Consider the following 16758-nt stretch of genomic DNA (forward strand, 5'->3'; position numbering starts at 1 on the left):
CAGCGATGGTTGCCCCCGACGGCGGCAGGGGCAACTCAAATAAAACGGCACCTTTGCTTACGCATTGGGCAAACTGGCCGTTGATGAGTTCCGCTAGTCCTCATTCGCCTTGAACCGCCCGAGCCCCTTCAAGACGAAGGGCGCCACCAGCGCGATCAGCGCGACGCCGAGGAGCGTTGCCGAGATCGGGCTCTGCAGCAGCGTCATGGGATCGCCGAGGCTGATCGCGAGCGCGCGGCGCAGCTGGCTTTCGGCAATCGGGCCCAGGATCAGGCCGACCACGACGGGCGCGATCGGGAAATCGAACCGGCGCATCAGGAAGCCGAGCACGCCGAAACCGGCGAGCATCGACAATTCCACCACCGACGGCTTTGCCGCGATGGTGCCCATGGTCGCGAACACGAGGATGCCGGCATAGAGCCAGGGCTGCGGGATCGCGAGCAGCCGCACCCACAGGCCGACCAGCGGCAGATTGAGCACCAATAGCATCATGTTGGCGATGAACAGGCTGGCGATCAGGCCCCACACGAGGTCGGGCCGCTCGGCGAACAGCAGCGGGCCCGGATTGAGACCATATTGCTGGAAGCCCGCCAGCATCATCGCGGCGGTCGCCGAGGTCGGCAGGCCCAGCGTCAAGAGCGGCACCAGCGTGCCGGCAGCGGAGGCGTTGTTGGCAGCTTCGGGGCCGGCGACCCCTTCGATCGCGCCCTTGCCGAATTCTTCGGGATGCTTCGTCAGCCGCTTCTCGGTCGAATAGGACAGGAAGGTCGGGATCTCCGCGCCGCCGGCCGGGAGCGCACCGATCGGGAAACCGAACATGGTCCCGCGCAGCCATGGCTTCCAAGACCGCTTCCAGTCCTCCTTGGTCATCCACAGCGAGCCGCGCACCGGCTCCAGCTTCTCCTCGGTGTGGTGGCGGCGCGATGCGACGTAGAGTGCCTCGCCCACCGCGAACAGGCCGACCGCGAGCGTTGTGACTTCAACGCCGTCGAGCAATTCAGGAACGCCGAACGCAAGCCGCGCCTGACCGGTCAACTTGTCGATGCCGACGAGACCGAGCGTCAGACCGATGAACAGGCTGGTCAGGCCGCGGATTGGGGAATCGCCGAAGGTCGCCGACACCGTGACGAAGGCAACGCACATCAGCGCGAAATAATCCTCCGGACCGAAGCGCACGGCGACATCGACCAGCCATGGCGCAAGGAAAGCCAAGCCAATGGTGGCGATGGTGCCGGCGACGAAGGAACCGATTGCGGAGGTCGCAAGCGCCGGCCCGCCGCGGCCGGCCTTGGCCATCTTGTTGCCTTCGAGCGCGGTCGCCATCGAGGCGCTTTCACCCGGCGTGTTGATGAGGATCGCTGTGGTCGATCCGCCGTACATGCCGCCATAATAGATGCCGGCGAACATGATCAGCGAACCGCCGGGGTCGAGCTTGTAGGTCACTGGCAGCAGCAGCGCGACCGTCAATGCCGGGCCGATGCCGGGCAGAACGCCCACGGCCGTGCCGAGGAACACGCCGATCAGCGCGTAAAGCAGGTTCATCGGCTGGACGGCGACCGCCATGCCGTGAGCCAGCGCGGCAAAGGTATCCATCACAGCAGTCGCTCCAGCGGGCCGGCAGGCAGGCTCAGCGTCAACAACCGGTCGAACGCGAGATAGATGAGGGTCGACATCACGAGAGCGATGATGGCGTCGATGAGGATGGCACGGCGTCCGAAGGCCGCCGAGGTCGTCACGAACAGGGCCGAGGTCGCCAGGATGAAGCCGCCGCCAAAGCCGATGATGGCGATCAGCAGCGCCAGACCGACGAGGATCAGAACCACAGGCACGGGATCGGCGCTTTCGCGTGCCGGCAGGTTGCCGCGCAGTGCATCGACGAAATTGCCGATCGCAAGCAGCGCAAGGCCGCAGGCGACCACGACCGGCATCGCCTCCGGCCCCATCCCGTACATCGCGGCGGATTGCAGGCCGCGCGCGTCCCAGACCAGCACGGCGGCGAGCACCGCAAGCGATGCCGCGATGACGAGGCCGGCGCGGTCGACGCGCCGCGGCGGCTGGACGGGATCGCCCGAGGTCATGACTTGACCAAGCCGACCGATTTCAGCACGTCGGTGACCCGGGCCGTTTCCTTCTTCAGGAAGTCGGCAAAAGCGTCGCCGCCCAGATAGGCGTCCTCCCAGCCTTTTTGCTTGAGGATCTCCTTCCAGGCGTCAGACTTCACCATCTTCTCGACCGCATCGCTCAAGGTCTTGCGCTGCTCCGGCGTGATGCCGGGAGGCGCGACCACCGAACGCCAATTGGCGATCACGAGGTCGATGCCCTGCTCCTTGAACGTGGGGATGTCGCTGCCTGCGATGCGCTTCTCCGAGGTCACGCCGATCGCGCGCAGCTTGCCGGACTTGATCTGCCCTTCATATTCGCTGAGCCCCGAAATGCCCGCGGTGACCTTGCCGCCGAGGATCGCCGCCAGCGACTCGCCGCCGCCGGAGAACGGGATGTAATTGATCTTCTTGGCGTCGGCACCGACGGCGCCGGCGAACAAGGCCGCCATCACATGGTCGACGCCGCCGGCCGAACCGCCGGCAAAGGTGACCTTGGCGATATCGGCCTTCACCGCGGCGGCCAGATCCTGCGCAGTCTTGATCGGTGAGTTCGCGGGAACCACGATCACCTGGATTTCCTCGGTCAGGCGCGCGATCGGCGTCACCTGCTCCAGCGTCACCGGCGACTTGTTCATGGCGAGCGCGCCGACCATGACGAAGCCGTTGACCATCATCTGGTTGCCGTCGCCCTTGGCGCCGTTGACGAACTGCGCGATGCCGACGCTGCCACCTGCACCGGGAACATTGGTGACCTGCACGCTGCGGGCGACGCCCGCAGCCACCAGCGCCTGCTGCATCGAGCGCGCGGTCTGGTCCCAGCCTCCGCCCGGAGCCGCCGGCGCCATCAACTTGAGCTCGAGCTGCTGGGCAAAACCCGGATTGGCTGCCGCCAGAGTCAACGCGACGGCTGCGCCGACAAGGCGCACGGGAAATCGGAACATGAGGGCATCTCCAGGCTCATGCGGACGTTTGCCGCATTGTGTCGTTTGGTCGCATATCAACCAAAACGGCCGATGCTGTCCAGTGACATGCCTCAGGGTTTTTGGTCAGCGGGGCGCCGGGATCACCCCGCCGAGCGCGGCAGTCAGTTCCGCCGCGACGTCCCGGACGATCTGGCCGATCTCCGGCAACCGTTCGTCGGTGACGCGGCTCGTCAGGCCGGAAACAGAGATCGCCGCAAGCGGTTCGGCCAGCGCGTTGTATACCACCGCGGCGACGCAGCGCAGGCCGATCTGCGCCTCCTCATCGTCGACGGCAAAGCCCTGTTTGCGGATTTTCTCGAGCTCCCTGAACAGGTCGCTCGGGCGCACGATCGACTTCTCGGTCAGGCGGGGCATGCCGTGATGACGGATGACGGCGCCGACATCCTCGTCTGAATAGGTTGCGAGCACCGCTTTGCCGACGCCGGAGGTCACCATGGGGACGCGGCCGCCGACCTTGGTCAGCGAGCGCATGATCTCGCGGCTTTCCATACGGGTCAGCACGACGATGAACTCATCGTCGACCACGGCGAGATTGGCCGTCTCGCGGGTGAGATCGCGCAGCTTGCGCAAATATGGAATCGCCTGTGCGGAGAAATTGCGTCGCCGCGCAAAGCTGGCGCCAACCGTGAAGCTGCGCACCCCGACATGCCATTTGGATTCGCCACGGTCGAACTGCACGAAGCGGCGGCTTTCGAGCGTTGCGAGCAGCCGGTGCACGGTGGACGCCGACAGGCCGGTGCGGATCGCGAGATCGCTCAGACGATAGCCTTCGTCGTCCTCGGCCAGCGTCTCGATGATCGACAGCGCGCGGTCGACCGATTGCACGCCACCGTCGCGGCTCTCGTGATCGGCCTCCGAGGCCGATTTGGGCTCGAGCGATTTGCGCCGGATCACGTTCTTGCTCATCGCGACCTGCATTTCTTCTCTTCCCCTCTCCCGCTTGCGGGGCCGAGACGAGCAACGCTCGCTCTGAAAGGGTCAGGGTGAGGGGGAGCTTCCGCAAGGACAGTGGCAATTGGACTCGCGGAAGCTCCCCCTCGCCCGGAATTTGCTGTGCAAATTCCGGCCTCTCCCCGCAAGCGGGGAGAGGTGAACGCAAGCTCAGAGCAGCCCTGCCCCGCGCGCCCACTTGTACTTGGCGCCAAGCACCTCGACCGGTAGCTCGGTCGAATAGGCGTAAGCCGGGATGCCGTTCTGATAGAGATATTCGGCGGCCTCCTCGACCTCGACGTCGCCAGCGAGCGAGGCAACCATCGGCTTCACAAAACCCTTGGCCTCCATCTCCTTCTTCACCTCGACCATGTTGCGAGCGAACACCATCGGCGGCGTGACGATGGTGTGCCAATAGCCGAGGATCAGCGCGTGGATGCGCTCATCCGACAGGCCGAGCTTCACGGTGTTGACGTAGGTGATCGGCGGCTCGCCGCCGGTGATATCCACGGGATTGCCGGCCGCTCCAAACGGCGGGATGAACTTGCGGAAGGCCGCATCGAGATCCGGCGGCATCGACATCAGCGACAGGCCGTTATCGACGCAGGAGTCCGACAGCAGCACGCCCGAGCCGCCGGCACCGGTGATGATGAGAACGTTCTCGCCCTTCGGCGTCGGCAGCACCGGTACACCGCGGGCGAATTCAAGCAACTGGCGAAGTGAGCGGGCACGGATCACGCCGGACTGCTTGAACACGTCCTCATAGATGCGATCGTTGCCGGCGAGCGCGCCGGTGTGGGACGACGCCGCCTTCGCGCCGGCCGAGGTCCGGCCGGCCTTGAGCACCACCACCGGCTTCTTCTTGGACACGCGCTTTGCGGCTTCCGCGAAGGCGCGGCCGTCCTTGAGGTCTTCGCAGTGCTGGGCGATCAGATTGGTGTTCGGGTCCTGCTCGAAGAAGGCGAGCAGATCGTCCTCGTCGATATCGGACTTGTTGCCGAGGCCGACGATCGCGGACACGCCCATCTTGGCCGAGCGCGAGAAGCCGATGATGGCCATGCCGATGCCGCCCGACTGCGACGACAGCGCCGCATGGCCCTTGACGTCATAGGCGGTGCAGAAGGTCGCGCAGAGATTGGCGGGCGTATAATAGAAGCCGTAGATGTTCGGCCCCATCAGACGGATGTCGTACTTCTTGCCGACCTCGACGATCTCGGCCTGCAGCTCCGGCGCACCGGCTTCAGCGAAGCCCGACGGGATCAGCACCGCGCCCGGGATATTCTTCTCTCCGCATTCGGTCAGCGCGGCCGCGACGAATTTCGCGGGGATTGCGAACACCGCGACGTCGATCACACCAGGCACGTCCTTGACGCTCTTGTAGGCCTTGTAGCCGAGGATCTCGGCGGCCTTGGGATGGATCGGATAGATCTCACCCTTGTAGCCGCCGTTGATGAGGTTCTTCATCACGGAATTGCCGATCTTGCCGTCCTCCGCGGAGGCGCCGACCACGGCGACCGCCTTCGGCTGCATGATGCGGTTCATCGCCGCGACGATCTCATCGGTCGGACGCGGCTTCGGCTTGGGCTTGTAGGCGAAGTCGACCACGATGCGGACGTCTGCGGCCGTGGCATCCTTCGGCGTCGCGAACACCGGGTTGAGGTCGAGCTCGACGATCTCAGGGAAATCGGTGACGAGCTGCGAGACCTTGACGATGACGTCGGCGAGCGCGTTGCGGTTCACCGGCTCGCCGCCGCGCACGCCTTTCAGGATCTCGTGCGCCTGGATGCCGTCGAGCATCGAGAGCGCGTCTTCCTTGGTCGCCGGCGCGAGGCGGAAGGTGATGTCCTTGAGCACCTCGACGAGCACGCCGCCGAGGCCGAAGGCGACCAGCTTGCCGAACGAGCCGTCGGTGATCGAGCCGACGATGACCTCGGTTCCGCCGGCCAACATCTGCTGCACCTGCACACCTTCGATCTTGGCATCGGACTTATATTTCTTTGCGTTGCCGAGGATGGTCTCGTAGGCCTTCTCGGCCTCCTCGGTCGTCTTGAGGCCGACGATGACGCCGCCGGCTTCGGTTTTGTGGAGAATGTCCGGCGAGACGATCTTCATCACGACGGGGAAGCCCATGGACGAAGCCATCTTGCCGGCCTCGCCCGCCGACTTGGCCACGCCCTCCTTCGGCACCGGAATGCCGTAGGCGTCGCAGACCAGCTTGCCTTCCGGGGCCGTCAGGCTGGTGCGATTGTCCGCCTTGACCTGGTCAAGCACCTTGCGGACGGCATCTTTGGAATTGGACATGTGGCTTCTCCCTTGACCTCAGTTCGTTCTTTTCAAAGCGCGCGCGTGTTTGCGGCTGCCCATGATGCTTGCCATTCGCCGCGCTCTGTTCCGTGCGGCGGTACGGAGTGGCATAAGCCTCAAGACTACTCCGCCGGCATGGATCAAAAATGGCTGGCGATGGCATTTGGTATGCCAGAAGCCAACTTGTCAAGCTGGTGCATGGCCTAGAAGGCCGCAAAAAATAGGCAGCTTGACATTCTGGCATGTGGTATGCCAAAAACTTTCCAGTTAATATTCCTGTAAAAGACGACTCCCCACTGGAGGAGATTCGTCGTGTCACTACGGAAACCAACCAAGGCGTTGCCGAACATGGCCGAGGCAGACATCGCAATCGTTCGTATTGCCCCGGAGAGCAGCTTCAAGAACAAGGCGTATGACGCCTTGAAGGAAGCCATCCTCAAGATGGACATCTACTCGACGCCCGAGCCGGTGATGCTCGACGAGCGCGCATTGTCTGAGAGGCTTGGCGTCAGCCGCACGCCGATCCGCGAGGCCATCGCGATGCTGGAGCAGGACGGTTTCGTGAAGACCGTGCCCCGCCGCGGCATCATGGTGGTGCGCAGGACCAAGAGCGAGATCGTCGACATGATCCGCGCCTGGGCGGCGCTGGAGAGCATGGCCGCCCGCCTCATCACCACCACCGCGCGCAAGAAGGACATCACGGCGCTGCGCGACTATTTCAAGGATTTCGGCAAGGACCGACTGCCCGAGGATCACGTCGAGGAATATTCGCGCGCCAACATCGCCTTCCACCAGGCGCTGATCTCGCTGTCGGAATCGCCGGTGCTGGTCGATCTCACCAACGACCTGCTCTTGCACGTGCGCGGCTATCGCCAGCTGACCATCGGACGCAAGGACCGCACCGCGACGTCACTGCCCGAGCATCTCGGCATCATCGAGGCGCTGGAAGCGCGCGACACCGAGCTTGCCGAGAAGCGCGCCCGCGATCACACCCTCGGCCTTGCCGCTTACGTCGAAGCGCACGGCCAAGAACTGTTTACGTAACTGTTCACTTAAGCAACGTTCACCAGAAGGGCGAACAACTCGCCCCAACGACCTTGAGACCAGGGAGACAAGGCCCATGCTGAATACCGCGACCAAGTCCGAAGCACCGGGCACCGAGCAGGAACTGACGGATGGCTTCCATCTCGTCATCGACGCGCTCAAGCTGAACGGCATCAACACCATCTATAATGTGCCGGGCATCCCGATCACGGATTTGGGCCGCATGGCGCAGGCCGCGGGTATTCGCGTGATCTCGTTCCGTCACGAGCAGAACGCCGGCTACGCCGCCGGCATCGCCGGCTATCTCACCAAGAAGCCCGGCGTCTGCCTCACGGTGTCGGCGCCCGGCTTCCTCAATGGTCTCACCGCCCTCGCCCACGCCACCACCAATTGCTATCCGATGATCCTGGTCTCCGGCTCTTCCGAGCGCGAGATCGTCGACCTCCAGCAGGGCGACTACGAGGAGATGGACCAGCTTGCGATCGCAAAGCCGCTGTGCAAGGCGGCCTATCGCGTACTGCACGCCCAGGACATCGGCATCGGCTTCGCCCGCGCCATCCGCGCTGCGGTCTCAGGCCGTCCGGGCGGCGTCTATCTCGACCTGCCGGCAAAACTGTTCGGCCAAGTCATGAACGCCGAGGCCGGCCAGAAGTCGCTGGTCAAGGTGATAGACGCGGCGCCCGCGCAGATCCCCTCGCCCGCATCCGTGAAGCGCGCACTCGACGTGCTCAAGAGCGCCAAGCGCCCCCTCATCATCCTCGGCAAGGGCGCGGCCTACGCGCAGGCCGATGAGGAGATCAAGAGCTTCGTCGAGAAGAGCGGCGTTCCGTTCCTGCCCATGAGCATGGCCAAGGGCCTGCTGCCCGACACCCATCCGCAATGCGCCGGCGCCGCCCGCTCGACGGTGCTGAAGGACTCCGATGTCGTCATGCTGATCGGCGCGCGGCTGAACTGGCTGCTGTCGCACGGCAAGGGCAAGAGCTGGGGCGAGGCGCCGAAGAAGTTCATCCAGGTCGACATCGAGCCGAAGGAGATGGATTCCAACGTCGAGATCGTCGCGCCCGTCGTCGGCGACATAGGCTCGGTGGTCTCCGCCTTCAACCAGGCGATGGGATCATCCTGGACCGCCCCGCCGGCCGAATGGACCAACGCCGTTTCGACCAAGCGCGAAGAGAACGTCGCCAAGATGGCGCCGAAGCTCATGAACAACAAATCGCCGATGGATTATCACGGCGCGCTCGGTGTGCTGAAGAACGTCATCAAGGACTATCCCGAGGCGATCCTCGTCAACGAAGGCGCCAACACACTCGACCTCGCCCGCGGCGTCATCGACATGTACAAGCCCCGCAAGCGTCTCGACGTCGGCACCTGGGGCGTGATGGGCATCGGCATGGGCCAGGCGATCGCGGCTACGCTCGAGACCGGCCACCCCGTGCTGGCGGTGGAAGGCGACTCGGCGTTCGGCTTCTCCGGCATGGAGGTCGAGACCATCTGCCGCTACAACCTTCCGATCTGCGTCGTCATCTTCAACAATGACGGCATCTATCGCGGCACCGACGTCAACGGCGCCAACTCCGATCCGGCGACGACCGTGTTCGTCAAGGGCGCGCGCTACGACAAGATGATGGAAGCCTTTGGCGGCGTCGGCGTGAACGCGACCTCGCCCGACGAGCTCAAGCGCGCCGTCAACGACGCCATGAAGTCCGGCAAGCCGACGCTCATCAACGCGGTAATCGATCCGGCCGCCGGCTCGGAGAGCGGCCGCATCGGCAACCTCAATCCACAGAGCGTTCTGCAGAAGAAGAAGTAAGTCCACCCCTCAACCCTTATTCCCTGCCGGGTGCAGGGGCAGACAGAGTACGGAGCAATACGATGACCAAAGCGCTCGAGGGCGTTCGCATTCTCGACTTCACCCACGTCCAGTCAGGACCGACCTGCACGCAGCTGCTGGCCTGGTTCGGCGCCGACGTGATCAAGGTGGAACGCCCGGGCGTGGGTGACATCACCCGCGGCCAGCTGCAGGACATCCCGAACGTGGACAGCCTGTATTTCACCATGCTCAACCACAACAAGCGCTCGATCACGCTCGACACCAAAAACCCCAAGGGCAAGGAAGTCCTCACCGAGTTGATCAAGAAGTGCGACGTGCTGGTGGAGAATTTCGGCCCCGGCGTGCTCGACCGCATGGGCTTTCCTTGGGAGAAGATCCAGGCGATCAACCCGAAGATGATCGTCGCCTCGATCAAGGGTTTTGGCCCCGGACCGTATGAAGACTGCAAGGTCTATGAGAACGTCGCCCAGTGCACCGGCGGCGCCGCCTCCACCACCGGCTTCCGCGACGGCGTCCCGCTCGTCACCGGCGCGCAGATCGGCGATAGCGGCACCGGCCTGCACCTCGCGCTCGGCATCGTCACCGCGCTCTACCAGCGCACCCACAGCGGCAAGGGCCAGCGCGTCACTGCCGCGATGCAGGACGGCGTGCTCAACCTCTGCCGCGTCAAGCTGCGCGACCAGCAGCGCCTCGCCCACGGCCCGCTGAAGGAATACAGCCAGTTCGGCGAAGGCGTGCCGTTCGGCGACGCCGTGCCGCGCGCCGGCAACGATTCCGGCGGCGGCCAGCCCGGCCGCATCCTGAAGTGCAAGGGCTGGGAGACCGATCCCAACGCCTACATCTACTTCATCACCCAGGCCCCGGTCTGGGAGAAGATCTGCGATGTGATCGGCGAGCCCAGCTGGAAGACCGATCCGAACTACGCCAAGCCGGCCGCGCGCCTGCCGCGCCTGAATGAGATCTTCGCCCGCATCGAGCAGTGGACGATGACGAAGACAAAGTTCGAGGCGATGGAGATCCTCAACAAGGACGACATCCCCTGCGGCCCGATCCTGTCGATGAAGGAGATCGCGGAAGACCAGTCGCTGCGCGCCACCGGCACGGTGGTCGAGGTCGACCACCCCACCCGCGGCAAGTACGTCTCGGTCGGCAACCCGATCAAGCTGTCGGATAGCCCGGCAGACGTGACGCGATCGCCGCTGCTCGGCGAGCACACCGACGAGATCCTGCGCTCGGTGCTCGGCTTCAGCGATCACCAGGTCGCCGAGATCCACAAGTCCGGCGCGCTCGACCCGCCGCAGAAGCAGGCCGCGGAGTAAGCGGACCACATTTCACGAGACCAAAGGGGCCGTCCGAAGGGGCGGCCCCTTTTGCTTGTGAAGGCGTGCAATCGCAGGCTCAAAATCAAAACTGGAAAACAACCCCATGCACAGTAGCCATCCCGTTGGCACGCAACGATATTTCTGATTCGACGAAAAACTTCTGACCCGTCGGGCAAAACAGGGGTATTATGCCATCGTGGCTATCATGCCGGGAGCGCACATCAGGCGCTGGCTGCTGCACATCGGAGCGGATCCCGACCACACGCTGTTCGCGGAAGGGGCTGCAGAGATCTGGAGTCCAAGGGCGCTTATCGGACGTCAGCCCGGGGGACGTCAGCATGGGCCACAACTGGACGGATCGCGGCGCGATCCAACGTGCCCGCCCAGCCGGAGCCAGTCGGTGCTAGCGAAGACCGGGAAGATCACCCTTCAGCCGCGCTTGCCGACCGTCGCAGACCCGGCGGTAACCTCGTCCTTGTGCGCGGCAAACGCAGCCAGCACCTCGGCTTTCTCGCGCTTAGGGACCTTGGCAAAGTCGAGGCTCCGCCCGAGTTCCGCCGCGACCTCATCGAACTCTGCCGGAGATATTCTGAGATTGCGGTGCGCTTCCTCAAGTCCGAGCGGCGTCGCGCCAGGCTTGGTGGCCGCGAACTTAAGGGGCCCGCCCGAAACGTCGCAGACCCACAGCGTCCGCATGAACTTGAGGCCCGGCAACCTTGTCAGGTTCTTGGTGTGCCATTCTCGTAGTTGCGGATTCTTGGACTTCTGGCCCACGACGGGATTCTTCACGACAGCGTCGCTGAAGTGATCCACCACGGCCGCAATAGCAAAAACGCCGCCCAGCCGCTCATACAGACTTTTCTCAGGCGAGGTTTGCTGGGCCTGCGCGTATGCCTTACTCGCTCCCTGCAATGCAGTCGTCGGGGCGGCGGTCAGCGCCATTCCTGCGACCATGCTTCGTCGTGTGATGGAAGTCGGAATAAATTGTACCATGGTCACCTCCTCTGGTGAGGCAACAGGATAATCCGTTGGGAGCATGCCGCCGGTCAGAATTCGTCACTTTCTTCCGGCATTAAATTTTAGGTCGATGGATTAAGATGGAAGCGTCGGGGTTACACGCTAAGAACGATTCACCGCACATTGGCTTGTGTGGCCGCTCGGGACGTCTGCGATGGGCCACAAACGGAAGTCGGCTCTCTATTCGATAACTTCATCGGCGCGGGCTAGGAGGCTTTCGGGTAATTCCAAGCCGAGCACCCTCGCGGTCTTGCGGTTGATGATGAATTCGAATTCGGTCGGAGCTTGCACTGGCAGGTCTGCCGGATTGGCGCCGCGCAAAATTCGATCAACGTAGGATGCCGCGCCTGCATATATTTTATTGAGGTTTACTCCATACGAAACAAGACCCCCTACATCGCAGAATAGTCGTAGGAAGTAGATCGCGGGCAACCTGCACTTAGCAACAAGCGCGGTCATTTCCTTCCGTCGTGCGGCAGTCAGTGCGTCAGGTAGAAAAACAAGACCAGCGTTCCGCGTGTCTTGGAGAGATACGATTAGCCGTTCGATGCTGGAGCTATCGCCGTGGGGCGTCTCCACCGAAACCACTCCGGAGGTTTGCGCGGCGGCCTTTATCGAAGCGAGAAACGCAGCAGAGTTATTCCCTGGTTCCGGGTTGTAGATCGCGCCGATCCGCTCAATCTGCGGCGCGATTTCCTTCAGCAGGGAGACCCACTTACCCCCGAGAGATGGTACAAAGGCAGTGAAGCCGGTAACATTACGACCGGGCCGCGCGAAAGTCTCGACATAGCGCATTCCAATCGGATCGCTGACCATCGCGAATACGGTCGGGATGTTAGACCCCTCAGCTTGCAGTGACGCCATCGACGGGTTGGTAACCGCGAACAAGACATCAGGCTTCAACGAGATCAATTCGCGCGCGCACTTGCGGCTCTCCTCAGTATCGCCATCGCTTATGCAATAGTCTATGAGCAGGTTCTGACCCAACAGCCATCCTTTCTCCTTCAATACTCTTTCGAGAATTGGCCTGCTTAGAGGGCTAGCTAGGAGCGCACCCACGCGGCGGACTTGGGCCTGAGCCCCCGCAGTATATGGGAGGATTGCTACGGCACCGCTGAAGGCTATGAATTCCCGCCGTCGCATGCGTCGCTCCCTCTAGGGATCACGCCTGTGGGAAGATCAGCTTAGCACTTTTTTCGTGAGACCGGGTGCAATGACTGCTTCGGGTCAAAAGCTGCTGTCGAACACGAAGCCGCAATAGGTCTGCCAAGGGCCAGAAGCGGAAGAAGTACAGCCGAACTAATCAGGTATTCCCCAGGTGGCACGCACAAATAAACGGGCCGGCGGCAGCACGGAGGCGAGGTCAACTGGGGCGCGGTCCGGCTTAATTGCAATCAGATCGTAGCTCGCACCATGGTCGCTCGTCGTGTCCCTTAGCATTACACCGTCCGCGGTGTCTCGCGTCAGGGTCGCCGGTGCGGGATCAACGATGACGGCGGCGCGAATGCGCGCGTCCTGTATCGGCTCGGGCGGCGTCTCGCCGTTGTGAAGCTGTGCGCACATGCCGGTCGTCTCCTTGCAGAGGCTGGCGACCCTGGCGAAATCCGGCTCGATCCCCATCAGAACGAGGCCGGTCGCCCCGCCGAGCGAGAACCGACGAAGCCGACCCTCGCAGGATCGATCACCGCCCCGTCCTTCGCATATGACTGGTGGCGGCCTGCGCGCACGCCTCGTCCTTCGAGACGGCGCTCACGCGCCTCCTCAGGATGAGGTTCATCGGCGTCCGTGCTCGTTGGCTATCTCGACCGGCTCAATGCGCCGACACCCTGGTCGACAAAGATGATGCCGCATCATCTCTGCATGCTGCGCAGCCAGTGCCGGATCGCCGCGAGCTTTGGCGGCGGCATCGCAGGCTCGCGAGGCGCAAGGACGTCAGCGACAAGCCAATACGCGACTTTCACTGACTGTCACTCCTCTCAGGGGTGCCCACGCAAAAGGACCACGAACAGCGTCGCAGAAAGCACGCTAGCCAGAGCAGCGTCACGACAACAGTGGCGAAGTGCCAATCTATGTCGCGGCGTCTGGCGCGCATTTGTGTTTCCAGCGGGTGGTCAGAGGTCCGGGCGAACGCGACGTATGCACAGCGCAGGCGAGTCGCTCCGCCTCTTCGACCTTGAGGCGGAGTTCTTCTAGTTCTGCAAGTTGGGAAGAGAGTTCGTTCAGCCGTTCGACAAACACAATCGTGCGGTGGTTCTGCATCGACGCCCTCGCCACAAGACTTGAACGGTCTAAGAGTAGAGAAGAGGAAGTGCGCAGCTCATTAAGATAAGTGAATCGGGGGTTGCGCCAAAAGACCGCTAGCCCGATTCAGGCTCAAACCCGTCCACTCCCTCAGGAACTCTCAGAGAGCGGAAAAAAGCGACACAACAACTGCTAGATTCAATATAGGCGGATCACGCGAGCAAATGCATTCTCAAGCGGCTTCGGGTCTGCTCCGATTTTTACATAGACTGGGGCGTAGCTTCTTTTTTCGGAATTTCCATCTTTGTAGACCTGAGACACGCAGTCGCTTAGCAGGCAATATAATCTGAGATGTGGAAGCCCCGGAGCGTGCGTTACAAATTCCGGTTCTGGTTTGAGATCGCCGACGCGAGCCCAATAAGCCGAAGATCTGTTGAATATCTCAATTTTGTCGTCATTGATGCTAACCCCGTACGTCAAAGGGGACCAATCTGCTCTCCATACGCGTGCCTCGCAATCTTTCTGAATGCAGTATGAAGGTCTGCAAGAGCTAAACGCTTTTCATCGCGTGTACCTGATTTCTTGTTCGGGAAAAGCTCTTCGAAGATTCGGTCGATATAGGGCTTTAGGCAATCGAGCTGTCGCTCAGAGAGTTTGACTCCGCTGTCAGTTACTTCTTTTTGCAGTGCAGCCACCAGCCCGTGGGCTTCCTCCTTCGTGAAGTTGACACTGGCGTCGGCGGATGCGTCAGCAGGTCTCAACAGTGTAATGCGACCGGTCGCATTTCCCTTCACTTCTGTTTTCTGCGTTGCCGAGCCGGTAGGGCATCCTACTTTAATAAGCCTCATGCCCAGCTCGATGCGTCTGGCTAAGTCGTCGGATTGGGCATGAGCCAATCCGATACCGATCGATTGAAGCGCGACAAGCCCAACGAATAGCAGCCGTTTCATCTCCTCCTCCACACTTTTAAGTGCTCAAAGCGACTAGGACAGGCCGGTTCGCGAGCTACGCCGCGGTTCGGTGGCTCTATTTCGACTACTTGAGCTTGGAAAAATGATGGGGTGTGCGGCGCGGCGTCGCGCGGCAGCTGCGCCCTCGGCTTTCGCGCTCCCTAAGCAGCGCAGATCAATTTCAGATCAGCTTCGAACCTGATGCTGCGCTTGCCGGCTAGCGCCGTGCCCTCGAGGAAACCGCCCTCGGCATCGCACGTCCCGGAAAAACCAATTCCAATCTCGTGTCCGCCGAATACCGGGTCTTCCCCTCGCGCTGGCGTATGCTCTTGATTGACCATCTGCCCTCTCCATCGACCGTTGGAGGAGGAATATGACCCCAGATAGTAGAAGAAGGCATCGCCACCCAAGATGCGGCCGTTGTTCAATAGCATCACCCCAGTCAGGCCGCCGGGGACGCCGTCCAGGATTTTCAGATGGATGGAGTACAATCCGTTGGAAATGCCACCTTCACCAATCATCCCGGGCGCCGGGAGGTCGCTTTCATCCAGCGGGGTCATGATGGATCGAAAGACGGCACCGGGCACCTGCGGGGAACTGCCCTCGAAGTGAAACGCCTTGCCAACGGCTCTTCCGACGACGGAAATTGACGAGACGTCGGAACCGAGCAAAGACTGATGATCGGCGCCAAAATTGTGTCGTCGGCTGGTCACATCGACACGGATTGAGTCCCCCTCGACATGGTAATTCCCGATATGAGCAAACCCTGAATTGCCGCCCAGCAACTTGCCCCGGCGCACATACGTGACGCTCCGGCCAACCATTTGATTGATCGAGAATTCACTTTTGAAGAGGCCGTCGAAAGTGCTTGATAACTCGTTCATCCGGCACCACCGATTGACTCGGACTCCTCTTTTGCTCAGCGGCTAGTCTCGGAAGACCGAGAGTACCGTTCGATTATTTCGACATCGGGGTCGATGACGCCCTCGCGATAGCCGAACAAGTTGACGTCCGAGTTCGGGGCAGAGCAGACTTGCTCTGCCCCACCCGTGGTTCGCTACTGGCCGCGCCTGCGTTACCACCACTAAGCACCACAAAATCCATTCAGTCAAAACCGATAGTTGATGCCGCCCTTGGCCGTATGAAGCTGAACCTCGGTGTCCGTGAAGGACGCGCCGGGGAATGCAAGAGCATTGCCGTTCGACTTTCCGAGATTGATGTAGATGTACTCGGCCTTGAACGTCCAGCGCGGGTCGAAAGCCCATTCAATGCCGCCACCCGCGGAGAAGCCGACCTGGACGTCGGACGAGGACGCGCTTCGCGTCAGGGCCGGGAAGAAGCCGTTGAAATTGGCGATATTCGGCGTGGCGAGGTTGGAGGTGAAGATGCTGTTCTTGACGTGGCCCCAGGCGAAGCCACCGGTACCGTAGATCAGCACATTGTTCGCCGCGTATCCGAGACGTCCGCGGATCGTGCCGAAGACGTCGATTTCCTGCTTGAGATTGAATACGCCGGTGAAGGCGCCATTGTCGCCGCCGATCGTTCCGGTGACGCTGAAGGGGCGGCTCGCCGTCTCTCTGATGGCAGCGCCGCTGACATCCGCTTCCAGGCCGTACACGAACGTGCCGGACTGCCAGTTATAGCCGATTTGGCCGCCGCCGAATCCGCCCTTGGGGCTCACATCCAGGGTGAACGGCCCAGTCCCGCCCGTGACGACATAGCCGGGCACCGTCCCGGTTGCGAGCGCGCCGGGATCGAAGGTCGCGGTCGGATCGCTCCAGCCATAACCGCCATGCACGCCGGCGTAAAAACCGGTCCAGCTGAATGCGACCGGCGCGGGCGGCGCCTTGGTGTAGGCCCTGGCAAGATCGGCCGCGAAGGCGGCGTGGGAGAGACAGAGAGCCGAGAGCAGGAGAGTACCAGAGACAATGGATTTCATGACTTCCCTCAAATTGCGCCGAGAGGCGGCGCACCCATGGAACGATTCAGTAGCGGCTTTTCGCCTGCCTATTTCACAGAGGTGATCGCAACCAC

Annotated in this window: 14 protein-coding genes; 3 read left to right on the forward strand and 11 right to left on the reverse strand. The window is 62.2% G+C overall.

Features of this window, described 5'->3' with window-relative positions; all coding sequences use genetic code 11:
• Positions 1–93: 93 nt before the first annotated feature.
• The 5 genes from I6F33_RS20620 to I6F33_RS20640 all read right to left on the reverse strand — a co-directional run bounded on the left by I6F33_RS20620 (position 94) and on the right by I6F33_RS20640 (position 6316).
• Entirely contained in the window at positions 94–1593 is a 1500-nt protein-coding gene (locus I6F33_RS20620) for a tripartite tricarboxylate transporter permease (protein ID WP_036023341.1), read from the reverse strand.
• Positions 1593–2078 (reverse strand): tripartite tricarboxylate transporter TctB family protein, encoded by a 486-nt coding sequence (locus I6F33_RS20625; protein ID WP_225144001.1) that lies wholly within the window; start codon positions 2076–2078, stop codon positions 1593–1595. The genes I6F33_RS20620 and I6F33_RS20625 overlap by 1 nt, the downstream gene beginning before the upstream one ends.
• Positions 2075–3043, reverse strand: a complete 969-nt coding sequence (locus I6F33_RS20630) for a tripartite tricarboxylate transporter substrate binding protein (RefSeq protein ID WP_036023339.1) — start codon at positions 3041–3043, stop codon at positions 2075–2077. Before I6F33_RS20630 ends, I6F33_RS20625 begins: the two co-directional genes overlap by 4 nt.
• Positions 3044–3148: 105 nt before the next feature.
• Entirely contained in the window at positions 3149–3991 is an 843-nt protein-coding gene (locus I6F33_RS20635) for an IclR family transcriptional regulator (RefSeq protein WP_225144066.1), read from the reverse strand.
• A 195-nt stretch (positions 3992–4186) separates the two neighbouring features.
• A complete protein-coding gene (locus tag I6F33_RS20640; RefSeq protein ID WP_225144002.1) occupies positions 4187–6316 on the reverse strand; it encodes an acetate--CoA ligase family protein in 2130 nt (709 codons plus the stop codon).
• A 351-nt stretch (positions 6317–6667) separates the two neighbouring features.
• On the opposite strand from I6F33_RS20640, the gene I6F33_RS20645 reads away from it, so the two are divergent.
• The 3 genes from I6F33_RS20645 to frc all read left to right on the forward strand — a co-directional run bounded on the left by I6F33_RS20645 (position 6668) and on the right by frc (position 10513).
• Positions 6668–7363, forward strand: coding sequence for a GntR family transcriptional regulator (locus I6F33_RS20645; RefSeq protein ID WP_157282741.1), 696 nt, complete (start codon positions 6668–6670; stop codon positions 7361–7363).
• Positions 7364–7439: 76 nt separating this feature from the next.
• Positions 7440–9173 (forward strand): oxalyl-CoA decarboxylase, encoded by a 1734-nt coding sequence (gene oxc / locus I6F33_RS20650; RefSeq protein WP_225144003.1) that lies wholly within the window; start codon positions 7440–7442, stop codon positions 9171–9173.
• A gap of 62 nt (positions 9174–9235) precedes the next feature.
• Positions 9236–10513, forward strand: coding sequence for a formyl-CoA transferase (gene frc, locus I6F33_RS20655; RefSeq protein WP_225144004.1), 1278 nt, complete (start codon positions 9236–9238; stop codon positions 10511–10513).
• A 432-nt stretch (positions 10514–10945) separates the two neighbouring features.
• Here the strand turns inward: frc and I6F33_RS20660 are convergent, their stop codons facing one another.
• The 6 genes from I6F33_RS20660 to I6F33_RS20685 all read right to left on the reverse strand — a co-directional run bounded on the left by I6F33_RS20660 (position 10946) and on the right by I6F33_RS20685 (position 16663).
• Positions 10946–11509: a group 1 truncated hemoglobin gene (locus tag I6F33_RS20660; protein ID WP_036023379.1), complete on the reverse strand. Its 564-nt coding sequence runs from the start codon at positions 11507–11509 to the stop codon at positions 10946–10948.
• Between the two features lie 204 nt (positions 11510–11713).
• Positions 11714–12541 carry an ABC transporter substrate-binding protein gene (locus I6F33_RS20665; protein WP_249786321.1) on the reverse strand — a complete coding sequence of 276 codons (828 nt, stop codon included), beginning with the start codon at positions 12539–12541 and terminating at the stop codon, positions 11714–11716.
• 291 nt (positions 12542–12832) lie between these two features.
• Positions 12833–13153, reverse strand: coding sequence for a hypothetical protein (locus tag I6F33_RS20670; protein ID WP_225144006.1), 321 nt, complete (start codon positions 13151–13153; stop codon positions 12833–12835).
• A gap of 1097 nt (positions 13154–14250) precedes the next feature.
• A complete protein-coding gene (locus I6F33_RS20675) occupies positions 14251–14724 on the reverse strand; it encodes a hypothetical protein (RefSeq protein ID WP_225144007.1) in 474 nt (157 codons plus the stop codon).
• 161 nt (positions 14725–14885) lie between these two features.
• Positions 14886–15608, reverse strand: coding sequence for a GrlR family regulatory protein (locus I6F33_RS20680; protein ID WP_225144008.1), 723 nt, complete (start codon positions 15606–15608; stop codon positions 14886–14888).
• A 224-nt stretch (positions 15609–15832) separates the two neighbouring features.
• Positions 15833–16663: an outer membrane protein gene (locus I6F33_RS20685; RefSeq protein ID WP_225144009.1), complete on the reverse strand. Its 831-nt coding sequence runs from the start codon at positions 16661–16663 to the stop codon at positions 15833–15835.
• Between the last annotated feature and the right edge of the window lie 95 nt (positions 16664–16758).

The organism is Bradyrhizobium sp. BRP20, from assembly GCF_020194215.1.
GTDB classification, from domain to species: Bacteria; Pseudomonadota; Alphaproteobacteria; order Rhizobiales; family Xanthobacteraceae; genus Bradyrhizobium; species Bradyrhizobium yuanmingense.